General features: G+C 64.5%; 10 protein-coding genes and 1 tRNA gene. 7 read left to right on the top strand and 4 right to left on the bottom strand.

Going from position 1 to position 12,585, the window contains the following annotated elements; all coding sequences use genetic code 11:
• Window positions 1-3: 3 nt before the first annotated feature.
• Together QUV21_RS13330 and QUV21_RS13325 are read right to left on the bottom strand one after the other, a co-directional pair.
• Window positions 4-2,370 carry an FtsX-like permease family protein gene (locus QUV21_RS13330; protein WP_300855601.1) on the bottom strand — a complete coding sequence of 789 codons (2,367 nt, stop codon included), beginning with the start codon at window positions 2,368-2,370 and terminating at the stop codon, window positions 4-6.
• Window positions 2,364-3,080 (bottom strand): ABC transporter ATP-binding protein, encoded by a 717-nt coding sequence (locus QUV21_RS13325; protein WP_300855600.1) that lies wholly within the window; start codon window positions 3,078-3,080, stop codon window positions 2,364-2,366. The genes QUV21_RS13330 and QUV21_RS13325 overlap by 7 nt, the downstream gene beginning before the upstream one ends.
• Before the next feature lie 182 nt (window positions 3,081-3,262).
• Here QUV21_RS13325 and QUV21_RS13320 point away from each other — a divergent pair, with 182 nt between their 5' ends.
• The 6 genes from QUV21_RS13320 to QUV21_RS13295 all read left to right on the top strand — a co-directional run bounded on the left by QUV21_RS13320 (window position 3,263) and on the right by QUV21_RS13295 (window position 10,821).
• Window positions 3,263-3,949 carry a hypothetical protein gene (locus QUV21_RS13320; protein ID WP_300855599.1) on the top strand — a complete coding sequence of 229 codons (687 nt, stop codon included), beginning with the start codon at window positions 3,263-3,265 and terminating at the stop codon, window positions 3,947-3,949.
• Entirely contained in the window at window positions 3,946-5,046 is a 1,101-nt protein-coding gene (locus tag QUV21_RS13315; RefSeq protein ID WP_300855598.1) for a MoxR family ATPase, read from the top strand. Before QUV21_RS13320 ends, QUV21_RS13315 begins: the two co-directional genes overlap by 4 nt.
• Window positions 5,043-6,269, top strand: coding sequence for a VWA-like domain-containing protein (locus QUV21_RS13310; RefSeq protein ID WP_300855597.1), 1,227 nt, complete (start codon window positions 5,043-5,045; stop codon window positions 6,267-6,269). The genes QUV21_RS13315 and QUV21_RS13310 overlap by 4 nt, the downstream gene beginning before the upstream one ends.
• 232 nt (window positions 6,270-6,501) lie before the next feature.
• Window positions 6,502-7,524, top strand: a complete 1,023-nt coding sequence (locus QUV21_RS13305; protein ID WP_300855596.1) for an ABC transporter substrate-binding protein — start codon at window positions 6,502-6,504, stop codon at window positions 7,522-7,524.
• A gap of 6 nt (window positions 7,525-7,530) precedes the next feature.
• The gene (locus QUV21_RS13300) at window positions 7,531-9,741 is read left to right on the top strand and encodes an iron ABC transporter permease (protein ID WP_300855594.1); all 2,211 of its coding nucleotides are present in this window, start codon (window positions 7,531-7,533) and stop codon (window positions 9,739-9,741) included.
• Entirely contained in the window at window positions 9,742-10,821 is a 1,080-nt protein-coding gene (locus QUV21_RS13295; RefSeq protein ID WP_300855593.1) for an ABC transporter ATP-binding protein, read from the top strand.
• Here QUV21_RS13295 and QUV21_RS13290 read toward each other — a convergent pair.
• Window positions 10,809-11,600 (bottom strand): inositol monophosphatase, encoded by a 792-nt coding sequence (locus QUV21_RS13290; protein WP_300855591.1) that lies wholly within the window; start codon window positions 11,598-11,600, stop codon window positions 10,809-10,811. The genes QUV21_RS13295 and QUV21_RS13290 overlap by 13 nt on opposite strands.
• 60 nt (window positions 11,601-11,660) lie before the next feature.
• Here QUV21_RS13290 and QUV21_RS13285 point away from each other — a divergent pair, with 60 nt between their 5' ends.
• Window positions 11,661-12,317 carry an HAD family phosphatase gene (locus tag QUV21_RS13285; RefSeq protein ID WP_300855589.1) on the top strand — a complete coding sequence of 219 codons (657 nt, stop codon included), beginning with the start codon at window positions 11,661-11,663 and terminating at the stop codon, window positions 12,315-12,317.
• 133 nt (window positions 12,318-12,450) lie between these two features.
• Here QUV21_RS13285 and QUV21_RS13280 read toward each other — a convergent pair.
• A tRNA-Leu gene (locus QUV21_RS13280) sits at window positions 12,451-12,536 on the bottom strand.
• Window positions 12,537-12,585: the final 49 nt, after the last annotated feature.

Genomic DNA, 12,585 nt, shown 5'->3' with positions numbered 1-12,585 from the left:
GGGTCATTCCCTTGTCTTCAGGACTTCGATCAGATCCAGACCGTTGATCCGCCCGCGGATGGCAAGCGCCGAAGCAAGTGCAGCGGCAATCACGGCCAGACTGGCGGTGGCATAGACCTCGCGCCCGATCACGAACGGCACGCGGTAAAGGTCGGAGGAAAAGGCGGTGACCATGCCAAGCGCGATGCCGTAGCCGATCAGCCAGCCCAGCGGCTGCGCCAGAAGGACGACAGCGGCCAGTTCGGAAAAGAGGATGCCCGACACCTCGGCCCGCGTGAAGCCCAGCACCCGCAGGCTGGCCAGTTCCCGCCCCTGTTCCGACAGCGCGATACGGGCGAAATTGTAGACCACGCCGACGGCGATGATCGAGGCGAGCCCGACATAGACGGTGATCATGATGGTGATGTTTTCGGCCAGCGTTTCCTTGAAGCGTTGCAGCGTAAGCGACATGACGGCAACAAACCCGGTTTTCGGTGTGGTGGTGGCGGCGGCATAGAAATCAGCCTCGGCCCCGTCATCCAGCATCAGGTTGACGCCCGAAATCAACGCGCCCTCGCCCATCGCGCGGTTGAGCGCAGAAATCTCCATCGCGGCACCAAGGCCGACATAGCCAAGCGACACCCCGCTGACCGGCAGGCTGAGGCTGCGGCGATTGCCTTCAAGGAAATCCACCGTCACCCGGTCGCCGGGGCGGACGGCCAGCGCGTCAGCCAGGGCTTCGGACAGGATCAGCCCGGCCTCGGGCATGGCCATGGGCGCAAGGTCGGGTGACAGCACGCGCGACAGGCGCGGGGTTGCGGGCTTGCCCATTATCGACAGTTTGCGCGACAGGTTGCGGTGGCTGAGGCGCGCGGACACCGCGCGGAACGGTTCGGCCGCCAGAACCCCCGGCAACTGGCGTGCCGAATAAAGCGCGCGCGCGGGTTCGGGGCCGGCGAAGACCACCATCGCATCCTGCCGTTCGCCGCGAAAGAAGGTCACGTCGATCATGTGGTCGATCGACCCGAAGGACCAGAGCGAGGCCACAAGGATCGCCACCGACATCGCCACGCCAAGGATGCCCGACAGGGTGCGCAGGGGCCAGCGCAGCAGGTGCCGTGCGGTCATCACCGCCGTTTGCGGCAGCGACAGCCGCCGCCAGACACCCGCCAGCCGGGACCGGTAATCTGTCGGGGCGGGCGGCGACATCGCCACCGCCGGGGGCAATGCCAGCACCCGGCGCACTGCCAGAAGCGCCCCGCCGACAGCCGCAGCAGTGGTTATGATCGTGGCAATGGCATAGGTCTGCGGGTCGCGCATGAACACAAGGAAAGGGAAGGAAAAGAACTTGGCGTAAAGCTGGGCCATCCCGGCTCCAAGCCACGCCCCGGCGACAAAGCCGATGGCGATGCCAAGGGCCGCAATTGCCAGCACGAATTCGACATAATGCTGCGCCACCGCCCGCGCGGAATAACCGACGGCCTTCAAAAGCCCGATCTGTTCGCGTTCCAGTGTGATCAGGCGCGACAGGGTCATGTTGACCAGCATGGCCGCGACCAGAAGGAAGATCGGCGGCAGAACCCTGACCATCGCGCTGAGCTGTTTCAATTCGGCGTCCAGAAAGGCGTGCGAGGTCTGATCGGCGCGCGGGGTGGCACCGACCCCGCCATAGGGTGCTGTCAGCCGGTCCAGCGTCTCGATCACCCGGTCGGCTGACGCACCGGGGACCAGCTTCAGGACCACATTGGAAAACGCGCCCTCAAGATCGTAAGCCGCCGCAAGGCTGGCCCCCGGCAGCCATGCAATGCCGAAACGGCGCGGATCGGGCATCATCTCTCCGGGGCCAAGCGCGTAGATGAATTCGGGCGACAGCGCGATGCCGGTGACCAGAAGGTCACGCCGTTGCCCGTTCATCACGACGGCGAAAGCCGTGCCGGGGCGCAGACGGTGTGCGGCGGCAAAGCCTTCGGAGACCACCACTTCGCGCAAGGATTGCGGGTCGGGCAAGCGGCCTTGGCGCAGGTGAAGCCGATTCAGCCCGCCATCACCCCCATCGGGCAACGAGACGAACAGCATCGTCCCCGGCTCCACCATGCCGGGCATGTCCAGAAGGCCCAGCTTGACGATCCGCGCCTCGGCGGCCAGCACGCCATCAATGGCGCGGATATCGGCGATCAGCGCGCCGGGGGCGCGGGTCATGTCGGCGAAGACATCGGCAAAGCGGTAGGTTTCATAGTAGCGCGCCCGCGTCTCGTCCAGCGAGGCATAGGCCCCGGTGCCAAGGATCAGCGTCGCCACCCCCGCCGCCAGCACCAGCGCGATGGCGATGACCTGCGCCCAAAGCCTTCGCAGATCGCGCAGGGTCTTGCGGCGCAGGGGCGAGATCACCATGACACTTCCGCCGGGGCTTTGCGGGTGGCGTTGACGGTTTCCTCGACGATGCGACCATCGGCAAAGCGGACCACGCGGTCCGCGATTTCGCGGATCGCGGCGTTGTGGGTGATGACAAGGGTGGTGGCACCTATGGCCTGATTGACCTGGGTCAGCGCCTCCAGCACCCGGATGCCGGTGGCGCTATCCAAGGCGCCCGTAGGTTCGTCGCACAAAAGCACCTCGGGGTTCTTGGCGATGGCGCGGGCGATGGCGACGCGCTGCTGTTCGCCGCCGGAAAGCTGCGCGGGAAAATGGTCGCGCCGATCCGAGAGACCGACAAGGGCAAGGGCCTCGTCCGGTTGCATCGGGCGGCGGGCGATTTCGGTGACCAGCGCCACGTTTTCCCGCGCGGTCAGGCTGGGGACCAGGTTGTAGAACTGAAAGACGAAGCCGACATGATCGCGGCGGTATTGCGTCAGGCCCTTCTCGCCCAGCGCGGTCAACTGGTGATCTTGAAACCACGCCTCGCCCGCCGTGGCGGTGTCCAGCCCGCCGACGATGTTGAGGAAGGTCGATTTGCCAGAGCCGGACGGGCCGAGGATGACGATGAACTCACCTTGGGTGGCCTGAAAATCCACGCCGCGCAGGGCATGCACATCCTGCGCACCCGTGCGGTAGACCTTGGTCAGGCCCTTGGTGCGAAAGGTGATTTCGGCTGTGGCTGCCATGCGCGCGGGTTCCTTGAGGAAGCGACATTATACTGCCAGCGGAGCAAGGAGTCTTGACGTGGGTCAACCCCAGGCCCGCTACACCAAGGGGCCATGCCCGATGATTCCACCCGCAACCCATGTCAGCGCCACTGGTCACGCGCCAGTTCGGCCCTAAGATCCTGCTTGATGCCGGAGTCCGCATGCTGATCGTCACGAATGCCACCATTGCCAACCGCGGCGTCCTTGAGACGCGGAGCCTGCCAAAGAAATTCCTTGGCAGGGTGTTTCTGGTGCCACGCGGGGCGGGCTTTGGGCTCTGGCTGCGGTTTGTGGCAGAGATGCAGTTCTTGCGCTACCTCTTGGTGCTGATGCCGTTTCTGGCGCTTCCGTTGATATCGCGCGACATGGCGCTGCCGGTGATGCAGGCCCCGCTGGTGATGGTGCTGCTGGTCGCGGTGATCGAACTTCGGGTCTTGCGTCTGTCCAAGGCGGCGCGGGCGGGGGTCGTCGATCCTGACAGCGCTGATCGCCGCCTTGATACGCTTGCCTTCCGCGCCCACGCCTGCCTGCGCCGGATCGCGGCACGCCACGCCATCCCCGAGGGAGAGTTGCATCTGGTGATCGAACAATCCGAACTGGCCCGCATCCCGCCGCTGACGCTGGTGTCGGTGCAGACCGATCGGCCCGAACCACGGCTGATGGCGCTGGACGCCGAGGACAGGGCGGCGCTGGCCGGGCTGTTTGACGCCGCGCTGACGGAACGCGACCTCTTGGCGGTCAACCATCGCAGCGACACCTACATCCGCGCCATCGCGCAGGAGTCCCGCGCGGTTTCGGCGCATGCGCGGCTGGCGGCGTTTCTTGAAACAAAGGCGGCGGCATCATGAGCGTGAACGCAACCACCCTTTCGGCGGGCGAGGCGCTGGCGGTGCTGGAGGCTGGCTGGGCCGCGCAGGCAGCCGGGCAGATGACCGCCTCATGGATGCTGCACGGCCGCCCGGGCGTGGGCAAGACCGAGGTCGTGCAGACCCTTGCCGGGCGGATCGGGGCTGAACTTTTCGACCTGCGCCTTACCACGATCGAGCCGCAGGATTTGCGCGGCCTGCCCTATTTCGACCACGCCGCCGCAAAGACGGTCTGGTATCGCCCCGAAGACTTGCCCGATACCGATGCCCCGGCCATCCTGTTTCTGGACGAATTGACTGCCGCCTCGCCTGCGCTGCAACCCACGGTCTATGGGCTGTTGCAGGAACGGCGCGTCGGTCGCCACCGCCTGCCCGCGAATGTGCTGATCATTGGCGCTGGAAACCGGGTGGAGGATGGCGCGATTGCCTATGACATGGGCTCGGCGCTGAGCGATCGGCTGATCCACATGATCGTGCAGGCCAATGCCGAGGACTGGCTGACGCATTACGCGCTGCCAGCGGGGATTCACCCCTCGGTCGCGGCCTTCATCCGCACCCGGCCCGACCTTCTGGAAACGACCGAAGACGCTCTGCGCCGGGGCCAGATGATCGCCTGCACCCCGCGCAGCTGGACCCGGGTCAGCCAGATCATGCAGTCGGTGCCGGATCGGGCAATCCGGCAGGTGATGATCGCCGGAACCGTCGGGGCGGCGGCGGCGGCCGAGTTCGCGCTGCTGGCCGACGACATCGCGGCAACGGTGCAGATCGGCGCGCTCTTGGCCGCGCCACGGGCGGAACGCGCGGCACTTTACCCCCGGACGCTCCATGGGCTGACGGCGCTGGTCTATGGGCTGGTCGGAGCGGTCAGCCGGGAAACCCTGCCCGCCGCCATCGAGGTTCTGGCCGATCTGCGCGGGCTTGGGGCAAAGATGCCGGGCTTGCCGGTGGCTGATCTTGCGTCCTTCGGGTTCGAGCTTCTGATCGGCCGCGCGCTGGAAAACGGCTGGCAAGAGGCCTTTGCCATATCCGACGCCTATGCCGGCTATGCCGCCGAACGTCAGGCGGCCGGCCTGCCGTGACCGGTCATTCCGCCCGCGCCGCCCGGGCGATTGCCCATCTGGGCGAGGTGGATCCGGCGCTTGCGGTGCTGGCGCTGTGGTGCCGCCACCGCGACGGGACCGGCCCCACAATGACTGCGGGCGATGTCATCACCTATGGCCCCGGCTTTGACCGGCTTGGCTTGCCCGAACAGGTGGGACTTGTGGCCCATCATGTGCTGCATGTAGCGCTGCGCCATTCGGACCGGCAGGCGGGGCTTGCCGAACGGCTGGGTGCGGCCTTCGACCCGGCCCTGTTCGGGCTGGCCGCTGACGGGATCATCAATGACACGCTGATCCTTGCCGGGCATGCCATCCCGCGCCCGGCCGTCACGCTGACAGCCCTGCTGGCCGAAGCCGGGCTTGCGGCGCAATCGGCCATTGCCGCGCTGGAAGACTGGGACGCGGACCGTCTGGCCATGGCGCTGCACAGCGACCCCAAGCGCGCGGAACGCTTGCGTGACTGGGGGGCCTCACGCGGGTTTTCGGTCGATCTGGCGGTGGGCGAGCCGCGGGACAAAGGCAAGGGGCAGTCGGTATCCGACTGGCGCAACCAGATCCTGCGCGCAATGGAGGCGGGCCGGAAGGCCGGGGCGGGCATCGGGCGGCTTGGCGCGATCCTTGCCGACCTTGCCCCCGACACGGTGCCTTGGGAGCTGCATCTGCGTGGCCTTCTGGCGCAGGCGCTGACCGAACGCCCCCGCCAAAGCTGGCGGCGCCCGTCGGGATCATGGCTGGCCCGCATGGCAGAGGCGGAACGGGCGGGCGGCCCGGTGCCGGTGTATGAGCCGGGACGCGCGCGGCTGGACCACCGCGCCCGGATCGTGATCGGGCTTGATACGTCGTCCTCGATCTCGCCACAGACGTTGCGGCTTTTTACCGCCGAGGCAGAGGCCATTGCCCGGCGCACCGGGGCCGAAGCGCATCTGATGGCTTTTGACGAAACGGTGTTTGCGCAGGAACGGCTGGACCCGAACGGCTGGCATGCATTGCGCGAGACCGGGCTGCGCAGCGGTGGGGGGACATGTTTTGACGATCTTTTCGAAAAGGCGGGCCGGATCCGTCCCTCCATCACCGTGGTACTGACCGATCTTGATGCCCCCTTGCCCCCGGCCCCCGGTTTTCCGGTGCTTTGGGCGGTGCCGAACACGGTGGCCGCCCCGGCATGGGGCCGGGTGCTGCGGATTGGAGGCTTGCAAGCCTGACATTGCCTGATCCTTGCGGCACCTGCGAACACGCCCCGGGGGTGAGTCAGCCACGATCACCTGGTCCTGCACCAGACAACGGGCCGAATTCGGCTGTTTGCGCAGGCCGCGGAAGGCAATGACAGTTCTTTGGCAATTCTGTTTGTACAGGGATCACATCCTGGCATAGGCTCCGCTGACGACGAAAAGCCCGCAAAGGGCTCGATGATCTGCAAGTTCTGGGAGGAACACGATGAAAAGGCACGCCCTGTCCGCCGCAATCTTGTGCGGTACCACATCATTGTCAGCCACGGCTGCCCTTGCCGATCTGAACCTTTACTGCTCGGCGCAGGAAGAATGGTGTCAGATCATGGAGAAGAGCTTTGAGGAAGCGACCGGCATCGACGTGGCGATGACGCGCAAATCCTCGGGCGAGACTTTTGCCCAGATCCAGGCCGAAGCCAGCAACCCCAAGGGCGATGTCTGGTGGGGCGGCACGGGCGATCCGCATTTGCAGGCGGCAGAGGAAGATCTGACTGAACCCTATGTCAGCCCGATGCGCGACCAGTTGCACCCATGGGCCATCGCGCAGGCGGAAAGTGCTGGCGACAAGACCATCGGCATCTATTCCGGCGCGCTGGGCTTTGGCTACAACTCGGACATGCTGGCCAAGGCCGGTCTGCCCGCACCCGCCTGCTGGGAAGACCTGACCAAGCCCGAATACAAGGGCATGGTGCAGATGGCGAACCCGAATTCGTCCGGCACGGCCTATACCACGCTGGCGTCGATGGTGCAGATCTTCGGCGAGGATGGCGGCTTTGACTACATGAAGCGGCTGCATGCCAACATCAACCAGTACACCAAATCCGGTTCGGCCCCGATCAAGGCGGCTGGCGCCGGCGAGACGCTGATCGGCATCGTCTTCATGCATGACGCGGTGGCAACGACGGTTGCCGGGTTCCCGGTCGTGACTGTCGCCCCCTGTGAAGGCACCGGCTATGAGATAGGGTCGATGTCGATCATCAAGGGCGCGCGCAACATGGACGAGGCCAAGGCCTTCTATGACTGGGCGCTGAGCAAGGAGGCGCAGGATCTGGCGCTTCAGGTCAACGCCTTCCAGGTGATGTCGAACGTGGCGGCCGAGAAATCGGAAAAGGCACCCGACCTCGCGACGCTGAAGCTGATCGACTACGACTTCAAGAAGTATGGCTCCAGCGATGAACGCAAGCGCCTTCTGTCGAAGTGGGACACCGAAGTCTCGACCCTGCCGCAGTAAGTTCGGTTGCGCACCGTAAGTCTTGAACAAACGACCCATCCGGTTCTGATCTTCTGGATCATTGCCGGGTGGGTCGGCTATTGCATCCTGCCGTGGTACGGGGTGGACAAGTTCTGGTCGTTCGAGTGGCTTGTCGACGGCTGGCCGCTGGACAAGGACTACGCCCCTGCCGCCGTGCTGATCGCCATGGGGCAGAAACTGTGGCTGGCGCCGATGCTGCTGGCGCTGGCGGCACCGCTTCTGGTGCTGGGTCGGCGCAAGACCGACCCCCTTTACGCCAAAGTGCTGATCCTGGCCGGGGCTTTCGGCTTTTCCTGGCTGGTTGCGCAGGGCCTTGGCATCGGGTTGCGCGGCTTTGCCTTTGGCTGGCTTGAGACGCTGTTCGGCCCGCTGGAAGATCGGCAATTCGGCATGGGCTATGGCGCGATGATCACCGCATCGGCCTTCTTGTTTCTGTTCACCCAAGGGATTGCAGCGCGCGGGGCGGTGAACGGCGATGTCTTCGTCACCGGCGCCATTGGCGGGGTGATCGCGGTTGTCACGGTCTTTGTCTTCTACCCGATCCTGATCATGATGCTGGCTGCCTTTGCCACGGATGAGGGTGGTTATTCTTTCCTTGGCTTCTTCCCGAAGCTCTTTGATTACCGGATCTGGAGCCTTGGTTGCCTGACCGGCGGGCGCTGCGGGGTGGCGTGGAATTCGCTGTTCCTGGCCGTAGTGGTTGGGGTGCTGTCCACCCTTCTGGGTCTGGCCTTCGCGCTGGTGCTGACGCGGTCCGGGTTCCGCTACAAGCGGGCGTTGCGGGCGCTGTCGGTCTTGCCGATCATTACCCCACCCTTCGTGATCGGTCTGGCAATCATCCTGCTGTTCGGTCTTTCCGGAACGGTCACGACCACCGTGGCCGAGGTGCTGGGGGTCGAGGCTACACGCTGGGTCTACGGACTGCCCGGCATCATGATTGCGCAGGTGCTGGCCTTCACTCCGGTCTGTTTTCTGGTGCTGATTGGCGTCGTCGAAGGCATCAGCCCCAGCATGGAAGAGGCCGCGCAAACCCTGCGGGCGAACCGCTGGCAGACCTTCCGCACGGTCAGCTGGCCCTTGATGCGGCCAGGACTGGCCAACGCATTCCTGATCGGCTTCATCGAAAGCATGGCCGACTTCGGCAACCCGCTGGTGCTTGGCGGAAACTTCGACGTCCTCTCGACCGAGATATTCTTTGCCATCGTCGGCGCGCAATATGACCAAAGCCGCGCGGCGGTTCTGGCGGTGGTGCTGCTCGCCTTCACGCTGGGGGCTTTCTATCTGCAACGGTTCTGGCTGGGCCGCCGCCGCTATACCACTGTCACCGGCAAGGGCGACAGCGGCATGCATGCAATCATGCCACGCGGGCTGTCGATCCCGATCTTTATCGTGGTCGGCCTTTGGTCCGTATTCACCGTTGTCGTCTACGGGATGATCGCCTACGGGTCGGTCGTCCAGCTTTGGGGCGTCGACAACACGCTGACCTTCAAACACTACATTACCGCCTTCCGGGTGGAACTTGGCGAAAGTGGCCTGCGCTGGTCCGGCTCGGCCTGGGCGAGCTTCTGGACCACGATCATGATCGCCACCATCGCCGCCCCCTTGACCGCCGCCGTGGGATTGATCACCGCCTACCTGCTGACCCGGCAGGATTTTGCGGGCAAACAGGCGTTCGAGTTCGGAACGATGCTGTCTTTCGCCATTCCCGGCACGGTGATCGGGGTGTCCTACATCCTGGCCTTCAACGTGCCGCCGATCGAGATTACCGGGACCGGTCTGATCCTTGTCATCAGCTTTGTCTTCCGCAACATGCCGGTTGGCGTGCGGGCCGGGATGGCCTCGATGAGCCAGCTGGACAAGAGCCTCGACGAATCTTCGCTTACGCTGGGGGCGAACTCATGGCAGACCTTCCGCGCGGTGATCCTGCCCTTGCTGCGCCCGGCGATCCTGGCAGCGCTGGTCTACAGTTTCGTGCAGGCGATGACGGCGATTTCGGCGGTGATCTTCCTTGTGTCCGCACGCTACGACATGTCCACCAGCTATATCGTCGGACGGGTGGAGAACAACGATTACGGGCTGGCCATCGCCTATTCGACCGCGCTGATCTTCGTGATGCTGGCAGCGGTGGGGCTGTTGCAGCTTCTGGTCGGGCGCACGCAGATCGGGCGGCGCACAAGCCATGGTGAGGGACACTGAATGACGGGGATAAACACCAAGGCCGCCTCGGTCCGGTTTCAAAACGTGTCCAAGGTCTATGGCGGCAAGGTCCGGGCGGTGGACAGCATCAACCTTGAGGTTGCCGCCGGAACCCTGGTCACCCTGCTTGGCCCATCGGGTTGCGGCAAGACGACGACGCTGCGGATGATCGCCGGGCTGGAGATGGCGACCGAGGGCAGCATCTTCATTGGCGAAAAGGATGTGACCAAGCTGCCCGCCACCGACCGCGACGTGTCGATGGTGTTTCAAAGCTACGCGCTTTTCCCGCATATGACGGTGATGGAGAATGTCAGCTACGGTCTGAAATTCTCGGGCTTCGACAAGGCAGCGACCAAGGAAAAGGCGCTGGCAGGGTTGGAACTGGTGGGACTGACAGGGTACGGCAACCGCCTGCCGTCGGAACTGTCGGGTGGCCAGCAGCAGCGCGTCGCCGTCGCACGGGCGCTGGTGCTGGAGCCGCAGGTGCTGCTGTTTGACGAGCCGTTGTCGAACCTTGACGCAAAGCTGCGCCGGCAGGTGCGCGAGGAAATCCGCGAGATCCAGCAAAGCCTCGGCCTGACCGTGGTCTATGTGACCCATGATCAGGAGGAAGCGCTGGCGGTGTCCGACGAGATCGTCGTCATGCGCAATGCAGCCATCGCCCAGAAAGGCACCCCGCGCGACCTTTACGAGGCCCCCGCGGATGGCTTCGTGGCGGACTTCATCGGTGAGGCAAACCTGATCCCGGTGGAAATCACGGCGTTGGAGGGGGATACCGCGACCGTGCGGATTGCCGACTATACCCACCGCCTGCCTTCACGCGGCCTGCCGCAAGGCGCTGCGAAACTGGCCGTGCGCCCGTCGCGGATGCAACTGGTCGCGGGGGCGGGCGACGGGGTGGCGGCGGTGATCGACAAGGCCACCTATGTCGGCAGCCGGATGGAATATACCGTGACCGCCGCCTTCGGCACCGTCTTTGCGGTTCTGGATGACGTGGTCACGCCGTTCAGGGTTGGCGACGCGGTGACGATTTCCTTCGCCGCTTCCGGCCCGGTCCTGATCCCGGCTCAGACGTCATAGGCCGCCTTGGCAAGGCCCTCGACCGCGTCGAACACCCCAGCCCCGGCGACGACCACCCGCCCGCCACGGGCGATGGCCTCATCGGCGTTCACCGGTTCCACCCGGCCACCGGCCTCGGCCACGATCAGATGACCGGCAAGGAAGTCCCAGGCGTTCATGTGTTCCTCGACATAGCCAAGGATACGGCCAGTCGCCACATAGGCCAGCGACAGCCCGCCAGACCCGTTGCGCCAGAAGACCGTGCCTGCGTCGCAAGAAAGGCTTACCAGCCGCTTGATCCCCTCGATGTGTGTGCGGCCCGAAAAGCCCACGCCCAGGGATCCCTCGCGCAGGCTGGTCTTGGCCGAACAGTGGATCGGGCGGTCGTTGCAGAAGGCCCCGCCGCCCAGCATTGCATGATGCAGTTCGTCATGCACCGGGTCATGGACGACCCCGATCACCGTCTGCCCCTGATGCACGCAAGCGATGATCACGCACCACTGGGGAATGCCGTTGATGAAGTTCGTGGTTCCGTCGATCGGGTCGATCACCCAAGTATAGCCGCTGGTTCCGGGGGTCGGCGCGCCTTCCTCACCGACGATCCCGTCTTCCGGGAAGGCCTGCGCCAAGGCTGCGCGCACGGCGAGTTCGACATTCTTGTCGGCCTCGGATACGAAATCCTGATGCCCCTTCACATCAATGGTCAATGCCTCCCATTTCTGGAAATAGTCCAGCGCCATGTTGCCGGCTTCGGCAGCGATGCGGCGGGCGGCGGTGTAACGGGCGGCAAGGTCGGTCATCTGGCGTTCCTTCATTTGGCCGGACACTAGCATCCCATGTCGGCAAGGGGAATTGAGCCTATGCGCCTATCGGATTACAGGGCGGCGATCTTTGATCTGGACGGAACACTTGTCCTGTCCGAACCCGCCTGGGAAGAGGCCAAGCGCCGCGTGCTGGCCCGGCTTGGCATCCAGATCCCGCAGGCTGTCTACGACGCCTTCGTCGGTCGCGGCTTGCGTGGTTTTCTAAGCGAGGTGCTTGGACCGGACCTTGCCGACACCCGCCGGACCGAGCTTGCCAACCAGATCGGGGCCGAGGCCGATATCCTTTTGCCGCAGCTGCGCAAGCCCGTTCCCGGAGCAGCCGAAAGCATCCGACGGCTTGTGGATGCGGGGCTGGACATTGCGGTCTGCTCGTCGTCCCCGCATCGGCACATCGTGGCTGCACTGGACCAGTTGGGCATCGCTGGCTTCGTGCGGGTTCTGGTTTCGGGTGCGGACCTTCCGCGCGGCAAGCCCGATCCCTTGCCCTACCTCGAAACCTTGCAGCGGCTGAGGCTTGCCCCCGATGCCGCCTTTGCGGTGGAAGACGCGCTTCCCGGTGTCATATCTGCCCATGGCGCGGGTCTGACGGTCATCGGAATCGGTCCGGAAACCCTCAAGGCGGAAATGTCGGGCTTCTGTAGCTTTCAAGTGCCGGACTACAACGCATTTGACCGGCTTTTCAGTGCCGGCTGACAACGGCACGCAGAAAAGCCCGGCCTTGATCCCCGACAGGGCTGATCAGGTTTACCCGAACTGTCCTTTCCTGAAGGATCGGGGTTCTTGAAAGTACACAAGCCTATGTTTTAAAATGTCTTTGCAGATTTTCTGGTGCCCGCGGCCGGATTTGAACCGGCATGGCCTTTCAGCCGAGGGATTTTAAGTCCCCTGTGTCTACCATTCCACCACGCGGGCATTAGTCTTTTTAAATACTTACGAGACTCTATCCTTCCGCTTCCCTGTC

The sequence above is a fragment of the Tabrizicola sp. genome, assembly GCF_030373185.1.
Classification (GTDB): Bacteria; Pseudomonadota; Alphaproteobacteria; order Rhodobacterales; family Rhodobacteraceae; genus Tabrizicola.
This window is presented reverse-complemented; position numbering and strand designations above follow the sequence as displayed.